We start from the raw sequence: 16,416 nt of genomic DNA, 5'->3' as shown, positions 1-16,416 counted from the left end.
GGTCGTGAGCTTGCGCTGCTCCAGCGCGGTCCAGGCGACCAGCACCGGCACGGCGAAGAGCATGCGCCAGAAACCGGCTGCGGCGGGGCCGACATCGGCGAGGCGCACGAAGATGCCGGAAAAGCCGGTGCAGGTCGCGCCGGTGAGCAGCGCGATGAACATCGCCAGCGCGGGCGATGCGGGCCGGAGAGGAATGGCAGGAGCAGATATGGGGTCTTCTGATAAATGGTGAGGCCAGCTTCGGCCGCGACGGCGCGGTCTGCCCGGCTTCGTTCGGTCGGTGATATAGGCCGCTTCCTTCAATCGGAAAAACGGATTATTCTGACTTAACTATTCTTAAAATCGATCGAGCACGCCCCAAGGAGGCACGGCATGACCGCTCATTTCGACCTCGCCGCGCTCGGCATGCTGGTGGCCGTTGCGGAAACCGGCGGCTTCACCGCGGCGAGCGCCCGGCTCGGTCGGACCCAATCGGCGATCTCGGTGCGTATCCAGGATCTGGAGAACCAGCTCGGCCACAAGCTGCTGGAGCGCTCGCGCCGCGGCGTGACGCCGACGGATGCGGGCGAGCGCCTGATCGCGCATGCGCGGCGCCTGCTCGCGGTCGAGCGCGAGGCGCTGGCCGATCTTGCTGGCGAGACGCCGACGGGGCGCCTGCGCATCGGCGTGCCCGACGACTATATGGACGCCTATCTCAGGCCTCTGATCGCGCGCTTCGCGGTGGAGCATCCCAAGGTCGAGCTCGAGGTGCATTGCGATCTCTCGAAGCGGATCGAGCCTGCGCTCAAGGCCGGCGATCTCGATCTCGCCGTGGTCTCGCAGGACCCGAGCCGGCCGATGGGCGAGGTGCTCAGGCGCGAGCCGATGATCTGGGTCGCGGCGCGCGGCCATCGTCCGGAATTGCAGGAGACGCTGCCGCTCGCCCTGTTCTCCGAGGGCTGCCGGGCGCGCTCGCGCGTCCTCGGGGCGCTGAACAGCGCCGGCAAGGCGTATCGGCTGGTCTTCTCCTGCTCGCATACCTCCGGCGTACTCTCGGCGGTGGGAGGCGGCTTCTGCGTCACCGCGATCACCGAAAGCGCCGTGCCGCCCTCGCTGCGCCGGCTCGGTGCGGCCGAGGGGCTGCCGCCGCTGTTCGAATTGACGGTCGGGCTGATCATGGCGCCGCGGCCGGGGCTGGCGGCGCAGCGTTTCGCCGATGCGCTCCGCGAGGAGATGAGCGCTTTCCGGCAGGCGGCGTGATCCGGTCCATTGCCCTTTCCTCCGCTCATCACTAGTGAAACAGCATGAAATTCCTCGACCAGGCCAAGATCTATGTGAAGGCGGGTGACGGTGGCGCCGGCTGCGTCTCCTTCCGCCGCGAAAAATTCATCGAGTTCGGCGGGCCCAATGGCGGCGACGGCGGGCGCGGCGGCGATATCGTCGTCGAATGCGTGCAGGGCCTGAACACGCTGATCGATTTCCGCTTCCAGCAGCATTTCAAGGCGAAGACCGGCGAGCACGGCATGGGCAAGGACCGCCATGGCGCGAATTCGCCGGCGATCGTGCTGAAGGTGCCGCCGGGCACCGAGATCCTCGACGAGGACGGCGAGACCAAGGTCGCCGACCTGACCGAGCCCGGCCAGCGCTTCGTGCTGTGCAAGGGCGGCAATGGCGGCTTCGGCAACGCCTATTTCAAGACCGCGACCAACCAGGCGCCGCGCCATGCCAATCCCGGCCTGCCGGGCGAGGAGCGCTGGGTCTGGCTCAGGCTGAAGCTGATCGCCGATGCCGGCCTTGTCGGCCTGCCCAATGCCGGCAAGTCGACCTTCCTCGCCACCGTCACGGCGGCGAAGCCCAAGATCGCGGATTATCCCTTCACGACCCTGCATCCCGGCCTCGGCGTCGTGCGCGTCGACGGGCGCGAGATGGTGCTCGCCGATATCCCCGGCCTGATCGAGGGCGCGCATGAAGGCCACGGCCTCGGCGACCGTTTCCTCGGCCATATCGAGCGCTGCCGCGTCCTGCTGCATCTGGTCGAGGGCACCAGCGAGCATGCCGGCAAAGCCTACAAGACCGTGCGCGAGGAGCTGGAGGCCTATGGCGAGGGGCTGGCCGAGAAGCCTGAGATCGTTGCGCTCTCCAAGGTCGATGCACTGACGCCGGAGGTGCTCAAGGAGCAGGTCGCGCGCCTGAAGCGGGCGGCCAAGCGCATGCCGATCATTCTCTCGTCTGCCTCGGGCGAGGGCGTCGATGCGGCGCTGCGCGCGCTTTTCGCGGTGGTCGAGGAAGCCCGCCGCGAGGAGGAGCGCGAGAACGCTCCGGTCCAGGAGACCGGCTGGCGGCCCTGAGGCTTCCAGCTTCTGCTCGGAACCACTGCGTCGTCCCGGACAAGCCGCGTCAGCGGCGCCGATCCGGGATTCACGCCTGACCGTTCCGGAATGGACCCCGGGTCTGTGCTTCGCTACGCCCGGGATGACCGCGCGTTTTCCAGCTCTTTTCCGAAACGCCTGAGGCAAAGTCGCCTCAGCGGAAATCCAGCCAGTCTCAGGAAGAGCTCAGCGAGCGTGCCCTGTTCAGGTCAGTGCACCGCGGGCGGCGACCGGCCAGAGCGCCTCGACATGGGCGTCCGGCCCGTGCAGGCCGCGGACGCAGACATACCAGTCGTGCAGATTGACCGTCGGGTCGCAATGGCCGGGGATCAGCAGCAGGCGGTCGCCGCGATGCGGCACCGCAACCGGGTCGCCGGTCAGGACGCCGTGCTCGTCCGAGGGTTTCGTGTAGATCACACCCTCGCGGCGGAAGGGCACGGGCATGCCGGAATCGACCGCAGCCGCCTTGTGGCCGGCATCGACGATGGCGCGGTCCGGCACCGGCTTGCTCATCACGCCGGCGAGGACGAAGAGCGCGTGCTCGAAGCTGCGGAAGGGCGTGCCGTCCGCCTGGCGGTTGCGGGCGTAGTCGGCGTCCATGAAGATGTAGGAGCCGGGCTGGATCTCGTTCCAGATGCCGGACTGGGTCTCCAGCTCGTGGGTGCCGGTGCCGGCGCCAGTGACGACTTCACATTTCAAACCGGCATGGGCGAGGCGCTCGACCGTGTTGCGGGCGGCGAGGCCTGCACGCTCGATCGCCTCGCGGCGCTCGTCGATCGAGCGCATGTGCTGGGCGGAGCCGTGATAGGCGTGGATTCCAGCGAAACGCAGCGTGTTCGAGCGTGCGATGGCCTCGGCCAATCGGACGGCGCCCTCTCCGGGCGCTACGCCGCAGCGCCGGCCGCCGACATCGATCTCGACATAGACATCAAGCGTCACGTCGTTGCGGGCTGCGGCCTCCGCTGCCTCGTGCACGCCGTCGGGATGGTCGACGCAGAGACCGATCTTCGCCGAACGGGCAAGGCGGGCGAGACGATCGAGCTTGGCCGCGCCGACGATCTCGTTGGTGACCAGCACATCGCCGACGCCGCCGGCCACCAGAACTTCTGCTTCGCCCACCTTCTGGCAGCATTGCCCGACCGCGCCATGGGCGATCTGGCGCAGCGCGATCTCCGGGCTCTTATGCGACTTGGCATGGGGCCGGAGCCGGATGCCATGGGCCTGGCTGAAGGCAGCCATGGCGACGAGATTGCGCTCGAACGCGTCGAGATCGAGCACGAGGGCGGGGGTTTCAATCTCGGCGAAGCTCTGGCCGGGCTGGGCCGGCGGGGAAAGCGGCATGAAGTCTCCTGAGTCGGTTGTGGCCATGGGAAGACAGCTTCGTGTCCGTAGCAAGGCCCCCCTTTCGAGCCCGGGCATGCGCCAGTGGCGCTTGCGGGGCGGCCATGATAGGCCCCCGGCATGAAGATCGGCCGCGTCACCGACGATACACTTGCGCTCTTTGCCCGTGTCTGGCGCGAGCAGATCAGGTCCTATCTCCCGCAGATGCTGATGATTCTCGGCCTCGTCGTGGTCATCGCGGCGACGACGAGTTTTTATCCGCTGCTGATCAAGGCGGCGTTCGACGCCTTCGCCGACCCGTTGGCGGCCGAATCAACCGGCTTCGTCCGGCGCATGGAGCGGCTGGTCTCGAAATCGATCGGCTATGAGATCGGCGTCATCAACGCGGTCGCGACCGTCGTCGTGATCGTGACCGCGATCAAGGGCTTCTCGCTGCTCGCCCAGACGGTGATGACCAACAATGTCGTCAGCCGCATCGAGGCGGACATGCAGACGGCGCTCTACGGCCATCTGATCGATGCGGACCTCGCCCAGCTTCAGCGTGAGAACCCAGCCTCGCTCACACAGCGCTTCACCACAGACTTCACCTTCGTCAAGGAAGCGCTGACCCGCATCGTCAATATCGCCATCCGCGACGTGGTCACCGCCATCGCTTTGGTGGGCGCGCTGATCTGGATCGACTGGCAGATGACGCTGGTGGTGCTGCTGATCGCGCCGGTGATCGCACACCCGATCGGCAAAATCGGCCGCAAGCTCAGGCGGATGGCCAGTTCCCAGCAGGAGCAGACCGGCCTGATGGCCAATCTCGTCACCGAGAGCCTGCAGGGCGCCCGCGTCGCCAAGACCGATCGGCTCGAACCCTATCTGAAGGGCCGCGCCGCCAACGCCTTCGAGGCGATCCGGGCGCTGAAGATGAAGGCGGCCAATGCGCGCGGGCGGCTCGACCCGCTGCTCGAGGTCGGCGGCGGCATCGCGGTAGCGGGCGTGCTCGCCGCCATCGGCGTGCGCATCACCGCCGGCAATTCGACGGTCGGCGATTTCACCGGCTATGTCTCGGCGCTGCTGCTCGCGGCCCAGCCGATGCGTTCGCTCGGCAATCTCAACGCCATCGTCCAGGAGGCCGGCGCGTCATTGAAACGCTACTACGCGCTGATGGACGAGAAGCCGAAGGTGCTTGACCGGCCGGAGGCGAAGCCCCTTGCGGTCACGGCCGGCGAGGTCGCCTTCCGCCATCTGCGCTTCCGCTATCGCGAGGACCAGCGCGCGCTGGAAGGCATCGACCTCGTCGCGCAGGGCGGGAAGACCATGGCGCTGGTCGGGCGTTCAGGCTCGGGCAAATCGACGCTGCTCGCGCTCGTGCCGCGCCTCTACGACCCGAACGAGGGCCGCATCGAGATCGACGGGCAGGACCTGCGCCATGTCACGCTGACGAGCCTGCGCCGACAGGTCGGCGTCGTCAGCCAGGATGTCGTGCTGTTCGACGACAGCGTGCGCGCGAATATTGCCTTCGGCCGGCCTGACGCCGCGGAGGAGGAGATCGTCGCGGCGGCGAAGGCGGCTGCCGCGCATGATTTCATCATGGCGATGCCGGGTGGCTACGATGCCTCGGTCGGCGAGCGCGGCCACAAGCTCTCCGGCGGCGAGCGCCAGCGCATCGCGATTGCGCGCGCCATCCTGAAGAACGCGCCGATCCTGCTGCTCGACGAGGCGACCAGTGCGCTCGACACCGAGTCCGAGAGGCTGGTCCAGCAGGCGCTGGCGACGCTGATGAAGGGGCGCACGACCATCGTCATCGCGCACCGGCTCTCGACCATCCGCGAGGCCGATCTGATCGTGGTCATGGACGAGGGCAAGGTCGTCGAGACCGGCAGTCACGACGAATTGTTGGCGCGCGACGGCGCTTATGCCCGTTTGCACCGGATGCAGTTTCTGGAAGGCTGAGCATGCCGACTTGGCCGTGGAACCAAGCCGTCATCCCGGACAAGCGGCGAAGCCGCGTAGATCCGGGATCCATCGTAAAGCGCCGGAGCCCTCCGATGGATCCCGGGGCGAGCCCAGGATGACGGTGTGGTTCAGAGCAAAATGAATACGCTCTATCCGGCCGGCTGCTTCAGCGCTGCATTCAACTCCCCGGCAAATCCCGCATCCAGCGGCGCACCATCGCTCCAGCAATGGCGGACGATGGCGATGCGGCCTGAATCGATCAGGCTGTTCTCGTCGCCGGGACGGCTGGTATGCGGACGCCCGCGCCGGATGCGCCAGACGATGCGTTCATTATCTTCCGACACGATATCCGCCGCGCCCGCGATCTTGTCGCGGCCGATGCCAGCAAGACCCGCTTCGGCCGGCAATTCCGTCGGCAGATTGATGCTCAGGAATGTGCCCTCGCGGGTCCATCGCGTGCGTGCCCGCCAGAGATTTTCGATCAGGGCGGCGAGCGCTGCCACGTCGTGCTCCTCGGAAGTCCCGCCCTTGGTGCGCGAGAAGCCGATGGCGGGCAGGTTCCAGAAGCTCGCCTCGCGGGCGATCGAGAGCGTGCCGGAATAGGCGGCGTCCTCGGCGGCATTGCGCCCGTCATTGACGCCGGAGAGCACGAGGTCGGGCTGCCTGCCGTCGCGGAACAACACGGTCATAGCCGCGACGACGCAATCGGCCGGCGTGCCGTTCAGCGCATAGACCTGTTTCTCGCGCCGGCTGAGCGTCAGCTCCTTGTCGAAGGAGAGGTGGTGGCTGGCGGCCGTCCATTTCCGCTCGGGCGCGACGATCCAGATATCGGAGGCGACAAGGGCAGCCGCGCGGCGCAGAAGGGCGATGCCGGGAGCGTCGATGCCGTCGTCATTGGCGATGAGGATGCGCATGGTCAGACTTCTGCTTTCCCGCATTTCTTCACGCGAACCGGTACCCACTTCGCTTGAAAATGCTTCAGATCTCGATGGTGTCGCCCGGTTTGAGGCCGGTAATCAGTCCGGGGATGTCGTTGGCCAGCAAGGCTGCGGTCGTGGCATCGCAGGAATGGGCGAGGATGCGGCTGGCACCACTCGCTGCCGCGATCGCGATATTCTCAGGCAGCGTCGGATGAGTCGGGAAGCGCAGCCATTCGGCTTCGCCTGCGGTCAGCATGTGATCGGCCGGGCTGCCCTTGGGGATGCCGCCGGTCAGCAGGACCGGATGACGTTCGTGGCGGGCTTGGGCGAGCGTGGCCCTGGAAGGGCCGGCGAGCCCCATGCCGTCATCGACGAGCAGGGCTGCGGCGGGGAGTGGTTGTCCCTCCTCCCAGAGCAGCGCCTCGGCGAAGCGGGCCGAGAGGATATCGGCGACGCCGGGCTTCAGCCAGGTGGTGGCCGCGATCTGCTGGGCCAGCGCCTCGCGCATCGAGGGGTGAATGGCGATCGGCGTGTCGATCAACCCGATCAGCTCGACCGAGCGGCCGGAGAGCGGCGTCGGCAGGACGGCACCCCGCGGATGGGCCGCGAGCCAGCGCTTGATCGCGGTGCCGCGCTCGACGGCAGGGATGCGGTCTGGGCCATAGGAGGCATCGACCAGCAACAGGTCGCAGGGCGGCAGCGGGTCCATGGCGAAGACCGGGCTATCCGGCACCACATCGCCGCAATAGCCGAGCTTGCGGCCGCCTGCGCTCAGATGGCACCAGATGCCGCCGACGACATGGCCGCTGCGGCCGGTGCGGATCGCGATCGGGCCGATGGCGAAATCCGTGCCGTGCGTGATGATCTCGACCGAGGCTTGCCTGGCGAGTTTCCGTTCCTCCGGCGTTGCGTAGGCGGCCAGCGTCGCGTCGGTTTCGCCCGCGGATTCAGCGGTCATCAGGATGCGGCCGGAGAAGCCGTTGGCGAGGCACCAGCCCAGCGCCGCGACATGGTCTTCATGCGCGTGCGTGACGATGATCGCGTCGATGCGTTCGAGTTCGGTCCGCGTGATCGCCGGATGATAGCCGGCTCCGGAGGCGCTGGTGTCGACTCCGACATCGAGCAGGAGCCGTGTCCGGTCATGCTCGACGGCGATGCAGGTCCGGCCCTTCTCGCCGATCCCGCCGTGAATTCTCAGTCTCATGCCGCCGGTCTCACGCAGCCTTGTCCAGGGAGATGCTCTCCGGGATGATCCAGCCGTCGGTGATGGCGATGCGGATGGCTTCGCCGGCCTGGGCCGGAGCCGGCTCGGCCGCGTCGAGATGCAGGACGACGTCCTGATTGTTGGCGGGGCGAGCCTCCATGCGGAAGAAGCCGCCTTGATAGGACAGGCGCTCGACCGTGGCGGAGAGGCCGTCCTGCCCGGTTGCGGCGATGCCGATGTCGCGAGCGCGCAGGCAGAGCTTTGCCTGCCCGGTGACGGCTTGATCGGGCCGGCAGCGCACGACGGCCTCGACACCGAGCACGCTGACCTTGCAATGGCCCGCCTGCGGGGCGGACAGGACCGTCGCCGGCAGCACCATGCCTTCGCCGATGAAGCCGGCGACGGTCACGTTGGCGGGCTCGCGATAGAGCAGCGAGGGCGTGGCGAGCTGGAGCAGGCGGCCGCGATCCATGACGGCGATGCGGTCGGCCAGCGCCATGGCCTCGGCCTGGTCATGGGTGATGTAGACCATGGTCGTGCCGGTGCGCTCGTGGAAGCGAGCGAATTCCTCCTCCATCGAGGCGCGCAGATGGACGTCGAGATTGGCGAGCGGCTCGTCGAGCAGCACGAGAGAGGGCTCGGTGACGAGGCAGCGGGCGAGCGCGACGCGCTGGCGCTGGCCGCCGGAGAGCAGGCCCGGCCTCCGCTCGGCGAAGCCGTTCAGTCCGACGAGGTCGAGCGCGGCGGCGACGCGCTTGCCCCGTTCGGGGTCGCGCACGCCGGCGACGGTCAGGCCATAGGCGACGTTCTCCGCCACGGTCATATGCGGCCAGAGCGCATAGGACTGGAAGACGATGCCGAGCTTGCGATGCTCCGGCGGGATATGGGTCTGCGCCGAGGAGACCAGCCGGTCGCCGATGCGGATCTGGCCGCCGTCGAGCTTGTCGAAGCCGGCGATCTGGCGCAGCAGCGTGGTCTTGCCGCAGCCGGAGGGGCCGAGCACGGCCAGGAATTCGCCGTCCTCGACAGCGATCGAGACGTCGTCGAGCGCGAGATAGGAGCCGAAGCGCTTCTGCGCCCGGTCGATGGTCAGTCGCGCCACGGCAGGACTCCCTGGGGCAATCTCTGGGCGAAGAGGGTGGTGGACGCCATCAGGCCGACGGTGACGACGACGGTCACGGCGGCCAGCGCCGAGGCATAGGTGGAATCGCCGCCCTGCTCGAAGGAGAAGACGACGACGCCGAGCGTCTCGGCCCCGGAAGACCAGAGCAGGGCCGAGACTGTGAGCTCGTTGAAGGCCGTGAGGAAGACCAGGAGCGCGCCCGCGACGGCAGCCGGCGCGACCAGCGGGAAGATGATCGTGACGAGCCGTCGCGGCAGGCCGGCGCCCGCGATCTGGGCGGCCTCCTCCAGCGTGCGGTCGATCTGGAGATAGCCGCTGATGACGGGGCGCAGGCCCAATACGAGGAAGCGGGCGAGATAGGCGAAGACGATGATCCAGATCGTGTTGTAGAGCGAGACGTTCAGCACCGGCAGCGGCTTGAGGAAGAGCAGGATCGCGGCGATGGCGAGCACGACGCCGGGCATCGCATAGGGCAGTTCGGCGGCAAGGTTGAGCAGGCGCAGGGCGCGCGACTTCTTCCAGACGATAAAATAGCCGAGCGGCACGCAGATCAGGACGATCAGGGTCGCTGCGCCCGCCGACATCAGGAAGGAATTGACGAAGGCGCGCTTCGAGGCGGCGTGCTCGAACAACACATAGGCGTAGTTGGCGAGCGTTGCGGTCCTGGCGTTGAGCGGCACACCGAAGGCGGGGATCAGCGAGGTCGAGAGCAAGCCGAGGAAGGGCATGGCGAGCACGAGGATCGCGAAGGCCCACAGCCCGAGCTCGACCGGGCGACGCCAGCGGCCGAGTTCGAAAGGGCGCGCTGCGCTCGAGGTCGTGGTGATCCGGAAGTCGCGCCGGCGCAGCATCAGGTCCTGCAGGAGGATGCCGGCCATCGCGATCAGGCCGATCAGCAGGGAGAGGATCGCGACCTCGGAGAGCACGCCGGGGCCGAGACCCGCGAGGCGCTGGTAGATCAGCGTCGGCAGGACGAGGAAATTGCCGGGAATGCCGAGGAAGGCGGGAATGCCGAAATTGCCCAGGCTGGAGACGAAGCAGAGCGCGATGCCGGCGACGAGCGGCGGCGTCATCAGCGGCAGGACGACGGTGCGCAGAACGGTGAGCGGGCTCGCGCCTGCGGCGAGGCCGGCCTCGATCAGCTCCTTCGGCAGGGCGCGCAGGCCTGCGCGCAGGGTCAGGAAGACCAGCGGGGCATATTGCAGGCCGAGCAGCAGGATGATGCCTTCGCGCGAATAGAGCGGGTTGCGGCTGCCGAGCGGCGGCGCCATGCCGATCAGCTTGAGCAGCGTGCTGGACGGGCCGAAGAGCTGGAGCCAGGCGAGGGCGGTGACCTGCGGCGCGATCATCAGCGGCAGGACGAAGCAGAAGGTGAAGGCGTTACGGGCGCGGATGTCGGTCAGTGTCGCCAATAGCGCGACCGTGCCGCCGATCAGCGTGGCGAGGATCGTGCCGGCGATGGCGGTGGTGAGGCTGTTCCAGGTCGCCGTCCAGGTCGCCGGACTCGCCATGACCTTGCCGAGTGCCGTCGCCGAGAGCTGGCCGCCGGGGGCAAGGCCCTCGACAATCAGGCGCCCGATCGGCAATAGCGACAAGAGCGCGACGAGGCCGACGAGCCCCCAGAGGAGGCCCGTCTCCTCGACGCGCGTGCGCAGCGTCGCGGGATCGGCGAGGGACATGCGCACGCGGCCCTGGCTCAGTTGCCGAACATCGTGGCGAAGCGGGCCTTGTCGGCCTCGGTCGCCTTGACCACGGCCGCGATATCGGAGGTCATGACGTTGATCTTGGTGCCTGCCGGCAACCAGGACGGCGAGCCGATGCTGGGCTTCGCCGGGATATAGCCCATGGCGAGCGCGAGCTTCTGGCCGTCATCGGAGAGAATGAAGTCGACGAAGGCCTTGGCGGCCGCCTCGTTCTTCGTGGTCTTCACGATCGCGACGGGTTCGGTCACGGCCGGCGCGCCTTCCTTCGGGAAGACGAAATCGATCGGTGAGCCCTGCTTCTTGGCGTTGTAGGCCATGAAGTCGACCAGAACGCCGTAGGACTTCTCGCCGCTTGCGACGGACTTCAGGACGGCGCCATTGCCACGCACCGCGACGGCCTCGTTGGCCTTGAGCCCCTCGAACAGCTTCCAGCCGAGATCGGGACGCGCCGTCATGGTCGAGAGCATGATCGCGGCTGCGCCCGAATAGAGCGGGCTCGGCATCGAGATCTGGCCCTTGTAGGCGGGCTTGTCGAGATCGGTCCAGGAGGTCGGCTTCTCCTTGGCGCCGGTGTTGTAGGCGATGCCGGTGGTGATCAGCTTCGAGCCGAAATAGGTCTTGTCGGTGTCGAAGGAGCCGGGCTGGAAGCCATCGGTCTTGGCGCCGGGATAGGCGAGGAGCTGCTTCTGGCCTTTCAGGATCTCCATGCTCGCGGCGTCGGCGATCAGGAGGACATCGGCGCCGGGCTGGCCGGCCGAAATCTCGGCGGCGAGCTTGCCCATCACCTCGGTCGTGCCGGAGCGGAAGATGTCGACCTCGATATTGGGATAGGCCTTCTTGAAGGCGGCCGTGGTCTGGGCCGCGTCCTTCTCGGGCTGCGAGGTGTAGAGCACGAGCTTGCCCGAGGGCGCCTGCGCGAAGGCGGGGGCAGCGGCAAGCAGGGTGGCCGCTGCGGTCATCATCAATCCGCGTCCGGCGAAGCGGCGTCGTGTCAGGGTCATGGTTTCGTCTCCTCCGTTGTCGCGATGTCGACCTTTACGCCAAATGCGCCGGTCGATCTTCGTGTCAGATCGTGATGTCAGATCAGCTTGTGCCGGCCATCCGCGATGCGTCGACCGGCAGCACCTTCCTTCACAGAAGCAGCTCGGGATTTTCAAGAGCCTCGCGCAGATCGGCCATGAAACGAGCCGCCGCAACACCGTCGACGATGCGGTGATCCGAGGACAGCGTGAAGTTCGCCATCGGCCTGAGCACGATCTGGCCGTCGCGCCCGACCGGCTTGTCGACGGTGCGGCCGACCGCAAGGATCGCGCCTTGTGGCGGGTTGATGATCGCGGTGAATGAGTCGACGCCGTACATGCCGAGATTGGAGATGGTGAAGGTGCCGCCGCCAAGCTCGGCCGGGGTCAACGTGCGCTTCGCCATCCCATCGCGCAACCGGGCGAATTCGCGTGTCATGGCGGGCATGTCCATGCCGCCGGCATCGCGCAGCACGGGCACCACGAGGTCGCCATCGCGCTCCATGGCGATGCCGATATCGATGCGCTCGTGGAAGCGCGTCGCCTCGCCCTCGGCCGAGGCGTTGATGACCGGGTGGTCGCGCAGGATGCGGGCGGCGACGCGGGCGATCAGCACGGTCAGGCTGGGCTTGGGCGCGCCGATGCGCTCGTGACGCTTGGCGAGGCGGCCGAGCAGATCGCGTGCGGCGCTCATTTCGATCTCGGATGTCAGATAGAAATGCGGGGCGGTACGCATGCTCTCGGAGAGCCGGCTCGCGACGATGCGGCGGATCGCCGAGAAGGGCTGCAGCCGGCCTTCGGACGCATTTGCTGATGCGGCCGGCGCAGGGCGCGTCTCCTGCGCCGGGGCGCAGCGCGGCCGCTGCTCCAGATGGCGCTTCACGTCGGCTTCGCCGATGCGCCCGCGTGGGCCGGTCCCGATCACGGTCTTGAGGTCGAGCGCGTTCTGGCGGGCGATGCGGCGGGCAAGTGGGGTCGCGCGCAGGCCCGCTGCCGTGGGCGGCACCGCAATCGCCAGAGCGATCGGCGCCTCGGCTTTGGGAAGGGATGTGGCAGCCGCCACGGTAGCCGCAGCGGCTGCCGGCTTCGACGGCGCGGTGGCGGCCTCGCCGTCGAGGTAGATCCACGCAACGGCTGTGCCAACCGAGATCGGCACGCCGGTCTCGGCCTTGATGTTCCGGATCGCCCCGGTGGCGGGCGCCTCGACCTCCATCACGGCCTTGTTGGTGCCGATCTCGAAGATGGTGTCGCCCTGGCGGACCTGGTCGCCTTCCTTGACATGCCAGGCCTCGATCGTGCCCGTCTCCATGTCCATGTCGACCTTGGGAAGGATGACCTCGACAGGCATCAGGCTTCCCCGCGGCGGACGAGATTGGCGGCGGCGGTGACGATGTCGTCCTCCTGCGGGACGGCCGCCTTCTCCAGAACCGGGTTGTAGGGGATCGGCGCATCGGCGCCGCCGAGCCGGATGATCGGCGCATCCAGGAAGTCGAAGACCTCGCTCTCGGCGATCATCGCCGAAATCTCGGCGCCGATGCCCATGGTCTTCACGCCTTCGTAGACGACCAGCAGGCGATGCGTCCTGCGCACGCTCTCGGCGATGGTGGTGAAGTCGATCGGGCGGATCGAGCGCAGGTCGATCACCTCGGCCGAGATGCCGTCTGCGGCCAGACGCTCGGCCGCCGCTTCCGCCTTGCGGGCCATGATCGAGGAGCCGACGATGGTGACATCCGTGCCTTCGCGGCGGATCGCGGCCTTGCCGATCGGGACGCGGTAGGCTTCCGCCGGGACATGGCCCTTGGTCTTGTAGAGCAGCTTGTGCTCGAAGATCAGGACGGGGTTGGGATCGTCGATCGCCGCGAGCAGCATGCCCTTGGCGTCATGCGGTGTGCTCGGCTGCAGGACTTTCAGCCCCGGGACATGGGCGAACCAGGCTTCGAGGCTCTGGCTGTGCTGGGCGGCGGCACCCGTACCGGAGCCGCCGGGCAGACGCACGACCATCGGCACGCTCGCCTTGCCGCCGAACATGAAGCGGATCTTGGCCGCCTGATTAACGAGCTGCTCCATCGCGAGCGTAACGAAATCCGAGAACTGGATTTCCAGCACCGGACGCATGCCGGTGATCGCGGCACCGACTGCCGCACCGGCGATGCCGAGCTCGCTGATCGGGGTGTCGATCACGCGGTCCGTGCCGAAGCGATGGACGAGATCGCCGGAGACGCCAAAGGCGCCGCCATAGACGCCGACATCCTCGCCGAAGAGGAAGACGCGCTCGTCGGCTTCCATCGCCTGACCGAGTGCCTCGCGCACGGCCTCGGCATAGGACAGCTCGCGGATCTCGCTCACGGCTTCGAGCGTGTCAGAGGGCATAGACGTCACGGGTCAGGTCTTTCGGATCGGGGTCCGGGCAGGCGCGGGCGAATTCGACGGCGGCGTCGATGTCGCGCTGGGCGTCCTCTTCGAGCTTCATCAGCGCGGCCGCATCGAAGCGGTCATGCGCCTTGAGCTCGTCCTCGAGCCGCCGGATCGGGTCCTGGTTGCGCCATTCCTCGATCTCCTCCTTGGAGCGGTAGAGATTGCGGTCGCTCTTGGAATGGCCGCGCCAGCGATAGGTCTTGCACTCGATCAGCGAGGGGCCTTCCCCGGAGCGGGCCCGCGCGATCGCGACCTTCGCCACGGCTGCGACGCCGGCGAGGTCGTTGCCGTCGAGGCTATGGCCGGGCATGCCGTAGGCCGCCGCGCGGTCGGCGACGTTCGGCACCGCCATGGCGCGGCCGATATCCATCGACATGCCGTATTTGTTGTTCTCGCAGACGAAGACGACCGGCAGCTTCCAGATCGAGGCCATGTTCAGCGCCTCGTGGAAGGCGCCCTCGTTCGAGGCGCCGTCGCCGAAGAAGACCATGCAGACCCGGCCGTTCTTCTGCGCCTTGATGCTCATGCCGACGCCGACCGCGATCGGCAGGCCGCCGCCGACGATGCCGTTGGCGCCGAGATTGCCGCCTTCGACATCGGCGATATGCATCGAGCCGCCGCGGCCCTTGCAATAGCCGGTCTCCTTGCCGAAGAACTCGGCGAACATCAGCTTCGGCTCGGCGCCGCGCGCGATGCAGTGGCCATGGCCGCGATGGGTCGAGAGGATGTAGTCATGGGCTTCGAGCGGCAGCGTCGTGCCGACGGCGCTGGCTTCCTGCCCGATCGAGAGATGCATCGTGCCGTGGATCAGGCCGCGCATGTAGCTCGCCTCGGCCGCCTCCTCGAACTTGCGGATCAGGTGCATGCGGGTCAGCGCCTGCGCCACCGTCGCATCGTCGAGCGCGGCGAGTTCCGGCCGCTGGTTCGGCTTCTGATCGGCACTCATGCCTGGGCTCCGGAGGTCAGCGCGGCGATCATCGCGTCCTGCGCGCGGCGCACCTCGACGATCTTCAGCCGCTCGTCGGGCGTGGCGTCGGCCAGCGTGATGAGTTCGCCCTTGCGGACGGGCTGCGTCATGGTCGCGCCCTGGGCGAGGCCGATCGGCAGGGCCTTGCGCGCCTGCGCATCGGCGCGGGAAAGGGCGAAGCCGCGATAGCCGTATTCGCCGATGGCATCGAGCGTCTCGCCGGCCGCGAGATCGCGCTTGGCGACGCAGCCGACCTCGGAGGTCGGCACCGGCAGCGGGCGCATATGGCTCTGGTTGAAGATCACGGCGGCGGCGGCCGAGAGCGGTACTTCCAGACTGGTCAGATGATAGGGCCGGAAGAAGGAATAATAGGGGCCGGGGCCGAGATGCAGGTCGCTCATGCGCTCACGGACGCGGGGATGGCGCATCTCCGCGATGGCGAAGACACCGGGCGCGACGCCCTTGGCAACGGAGAAGTCGACGACGCCCGTCCGGGAGAGCAGGCCGCCCTCTTCCTTCGGGCAGAAATAGGTCTGCAACTCGTCCTTCGGCGCGGCGGGGCCGTGCATGCCGGGGATATCGGGCACGAAGCCGCAGGCATTGGCGATGGCGACCATCTCGACCATCGTCTTCGACCCGTCGACGAACTCGACGAGCATGCGCGGGTTCATGTTCCGGCGCGTGGCTTCTTCGACATAGTCGGCCGGCACGGCGTCGATCCGGAACGGGTTGTTCTTGCCCTTGCCGGCGGCGACAACGGGATAGCCCATGGCGCGGACGAAATTGATCAGCTCCATCGCGGCGGCGGGTTCGTCGCCGGCGCCGAGCGTGTAGACCACGCCGGCCTTGGCGGCCTCGACCGCGAGATAGGAGCCAATGGTGATGTCGGCCTCGACATTCATCATCACGATATGCTTGCGCGCGGCGATGGCGGTCAGCGCGACGCGCGAGCCGGCTTCCGGGTTGCCGGTGGCGTCGATGATGACGTCGACATGGGACGAGCGGCAGATCAGGTCGAGCGAGGTCGTGGCGGCAATGCGGCCCTTGCGCCTGCTGGCGTCGAGCCCGGCCTCGTCAGAGACATTGTCGACCTCGCCCTTGCGCCCGGCGAGCGCGGCGGCCTCCGAAACGCGATCCGGCGCGATATCGGCGACGGCGGCGATCTCGATGCCGGTCATCTGCGAGATCTGGACGACGATATCGGTGCCCATCTGGCCGGCGCCGATCAGGCCGACGCGGACCGGCCTGCCGGCCTTGGCGCGCAATTCGAGGGCCTCGGCCAGGGACAGGCCGGCGACGGGCGCGCCCAAAGGCGGCTGCGGCTGGATCGCGGCCATCGTCACTCTCTCCCTAGGACATATGTTCTTATATAGGAACAAAAGAACATGTCATTCGTCCTGTCAAGCGCACAGATGTTCAAACGGGTTGCCTT

The 16,416-nt window shown here is 67.6% G+C and carries 14 protein-coding genes; 4 read left to right on the top strand and 10 right to left on the bottom strand.

What is annotated here, in order from left to right; all coding sequences use genetic code 11:
- Positions 1–61: 61 nt before the first annotated feature.
- The 3 genes from Q0Q02_RS12590 to obgE all read left to right on the top strand — a co-directional run bounded on the left by Q0Q02_RS12590 (position 62) and on the right by obgE (position 2,327).
- Positions 62–232, top strand: coding sequence for a hypothetical protein (locus tag Q0Q02_RS12590; protein WP_293809868.1), 171 nt, complete (start codon positions 62–64; stop codon positions 230–232).
- 140 nt (positions 233–372) lie between these two features.
- The gene (locus tag Q0Q02_RS12585; RefSeq protein ID WP_293809866.1) at positions 373–1,239 is read left to right on the top strand and encodes a LysR family transcriptional regulator; all 867 of its coding nucleotides are present in this window, start codon (positions 373–375) and stop codon (positions 1,237–1,239) included.
- Positions 1,240–1,283: 44 nt separating this feature from the next.
- The gene (gene obgE / locus Q0Q02_RS12580) at positions 1,284–2,327 is read left to right on the top strand and encodes a GTPase ObgE (protein ID WP_293809864.1); all 1,044 of its coding nucleotides are present in this window, start codon (positions 1,284–1,286) and stop codon (positions 2,325–2,327) included.
- Between the two features lie 225 nt (positions 2,328–2,552).
- Here obgE and Q0Q02_RS12575 read toward each other — a convergent pair whose 3' ends face one another.
- Entirely contained in the window at positions 2,553–3,689 is a 1,137-nt protein-coding gene (locus tag Q0Q02_RS12575; protein WP_293809862.1) for a DSD1 family PLP-dependent enzyme, read from the bottom strand.
- A gap of 120 nt (positions 3,690–3,809) precedes the next feature.
- On the opposite strand from Q0Q02_RS12575, the gene Q0Q02_RS12570 reads away from it, so the two are divergent.
- Positions 3,810–5,630 (top strand): ABC transporter ATP-binding protein, encoded by a 1,821-nt coding sequence (locus Q0Q02_RS12570; protein ID WP_293809860.1) that lies wholly within the window; start codon positions 3,810–3,812, stop codon positions 5,628–5,630.
- Between the two features lie 152 nt (positions 5,631–5,782).
- Here Q0Q02_RS12570 and surE read toward each other — a convergent pair whose 3' ends face one another.
- The 9 genes from surE to Q0Q02_RS12525 all read right to left on the bottom strand — a co-directional run bounded on the left by surE (position 5,783) and on the right by Q0Q02_RS12525 (position 16,321).
- On the bottom strand, positions 5,783–6,547 hold the full coding sequence (surE, locus tag Q0Q02_RS12565; RefSeq protein ID WP_293809858.1) for a 5'/3'-nucleotidase SurE: 765 nt from the start codon (positions 6,545–6,547) through the stop codon (positions 5,783–5,785).
- A 64-nt stretch (positions 6,548–6,611) separates the two neighbouring features.
- Complete coding sequence (locus tag Q0Q02_RS12560) at positions 6,612–7,757, bottom strand: MBL fold metallo-hydrolase (protein ID WP_293809856.1); 1,146 nt, start codon at positions 7,755–7,757, stop codon at positions 6,612–6,614.
- Between the two features lie 10 nt (positions 7,758–7,767).
- Positions 7,768–8,859 (bottom strand): ABC transporter ATP-binding protein, encoded by a 1,092-nt coding sequence (locus Q0Q02_RS12555; RefSeq protein WP_293809854.1) that lies wholly within the window; start codon positions 8,857–8,859, stop codon positions 7,768–7,770.
- Positions 8,847–10,559 (bottom strand): iron ABC transporter permease, encoded by a 1,713-nt coding sequence (locus Q0Q02_RS12550; RefSeq protein WP_293809925.1) that lies wholly within the window; start codon positions 10,557–10,559, stop codon positions 8,847–8,849. The genes Q0Q02_RS12555 and Q0Q02_RS12550 overlap by 13 nt, the downstream gene beginning before the upstream one ends.
- 17 nt (positions 10,560–10,576) lie before the next feature.
- The gene (locus tag Q0Q02_RS12545) at positions 10,577–11,545 is read right to left on the bottom strand and encodes an ABC transporter substrate-binding protein (RefSeq protein WP_293809923.1); all 969 of its coding nucleotides are present in this window, start codon (positions 11,543–11,545) and stop codon (positions 10,577–10,579) included.
- 169 nt (positions 11,546–11,714) lie between these two features.
- Complete coding sequence (locus tag Q0Q02_RS12540; RefSeq protein ID WP_293809852.1) at positions 11,715–12,950, bottom strand: dihydrolipoamide acetyltransferase family protein; 1,236 nt, start codon at positions 12,948–12,950, stop codon at positions 11,715–11,717.
- Positions 12,950–13,972: an alpha-ketoacid dehydrogenase subunit beta gene (locus tag Q0Q02_RS12535; protein WP_293809921.1), complete on the bottom strand. Its 1,023-nt coding sequence runs from the start codon at positions 13,970–13,972 to the stop codon at positions 12,950–12,952. Before Q0Q02_RS12535 ends, Q0Q02_RS12540 begins: the two co-directional genes overlap by 1 nt.
- Positions 13,962–14,963 (bottom strand): thiamine pyrophosphate-dependent dehydrogenase E1 component subunit alpha, encoded by a 1,002-nt coding sequence (locus tag Q0Q02_RS12530; protein WP_293809851.1) that lies wholly within the window; start codon positions 14,961–14,963, stop codon positions 13,962–13,964. The genes Q0Q02_RS12535 and Q0Q02_RS12530 overlap by 11 nt, the downstream gene beginning before the upstream one ends.
- Positions 14,960–16,321, bottom strand: a complete 1,362-nt coding sequence (locus Q0Q02_RS12525; RefSeq protein ID WP_293809849.1) for an SAF domain-containing protein — start codon at positions 16,319–16,321, stop codon at positions 14,960–14,962. The genes Q0Q02_RS12530 and Q0Q02_RS12525 overlap by 4 nt, the downstream gene beginning before the upstream one ends.
- Between the last annotated feature and the right edge of the window lie 95 nt (positions 16,322–16,416).

The sequence above is a fragment of the uncultured Allobosea sp. genome, from assembly GCF_945956895.1.
Lineage (GTDB): Bacteria > Pseudomonadota > Alphaproteobacteria > Rhizobiales > Beijerinckiaceae > Allobosea.
The sequence above is the reverse complement of the archived record's forward strand: the minus strand, read 5'-3'. Positions and strand labels throughout refer to the sequence as shown.

What these genes read in the sequence shown, in the direction of transcription:
- Q0Q02_RS12545 (WP_293809923.1), bottom strand. Translation starts at nt 11,545, where the DNA reads ATGATGACCGCAGCGGCCACCCTGCTTGCCGCTGCCCCCGCCTTCGCG.
- Q0Q02_RS12535 (WP_293809921.1), bottom strand. Translation starts at nt 13,972, where the DNA reads ATGCCCTCTGACACGCTCGAAGCCGTGAGCGAGATCCGCGAGCTGTCC.
- Q0Q02_RS12550 (WP_293809925.1), bottom strand. Translation starts at nt 10,559, where the DNA reads ATGTCCCTCGCCGATCCCGCGACGCTGCGCACGCGCGTCGAGGAGACG.
- Q0Q02_RS12590 (WP_293809868.1), top strand. Translation starts at nt 62, where the DNA reads ATGCGCCAGAAACCGGCTGCGGCGGGGCCGACATCGGCGAGGCGCACG.
- Q0Q02_RS12585 (WP_293809866.1), top strand. Translation starts at nt 373, where the DNA reads ATGACCGCTCATTTCGACCTCGCCGCGCTCGGCATGCTGGTGGCCGTT.
- Q0Q02_RS12570 (WP_293809860.1), top strand. Translation starts at nt 3,810, where the DNA reads ATGAAGATCGGCCGCGTCACCGACGATACACTTGCGCTCTTTGCCCGT.
- Q0Q02_RS12560 (WP_293809856.1), bottom strand. Translation starts at nt 7,757, where the DNA reads ATGAGACTGAGAATTCACGGCGGGATCGGCGAGAAGGGCCGGACCTGC.
- surE (WP_293809858.1), bottom strand. Translation starts at nt 6,547, where the DNA reads ATGCGCATCCTCATCGCCAATGACGACGGCATCGACGCTCCCGGCATC.
- Q0Q02_RS12540 (WP_293809852.1), bottom strand. Translation starts at nt 12,950, where the DNA reads ATGCCTGTCGAGGTCATCCTTCCCAAGGTCGACATGGACATGGAGACG.
- obgE (WP_293809864.1), top strand. Translation starts at nt 1,284, where the DNA reads ATGAAATTCCTCGACCAGGCCAAGATCTATGTGAAGGCGGGTGACGGT.
- Q0Q02_RS12530 (WP_293809851.1), bottom strand. Translation starts at nt 14,963, where the DNA reads ATGAGTGCCGATCAGAAGCCGAACCAGCGGCCGGAACTCGCCGCGCTC.
- Q0Q02_RS12525 (WP_293809849.1), bottom strand. Translation starts at nt 16,321, where the DNA reads ATGGCCGCGATCCAGCCGCAGCCGCCTTTGGGCGCGCCCGTCGCCGGC.
- Q0Q02_RS12575 (WP_293809862.1), bottom strand. Translation starts at nt 3,689, where the DNA reads ATGCCGCTTTCCCCGCCGGCCCAGCCCGGCCAGAGCTTCGCCGAGATT.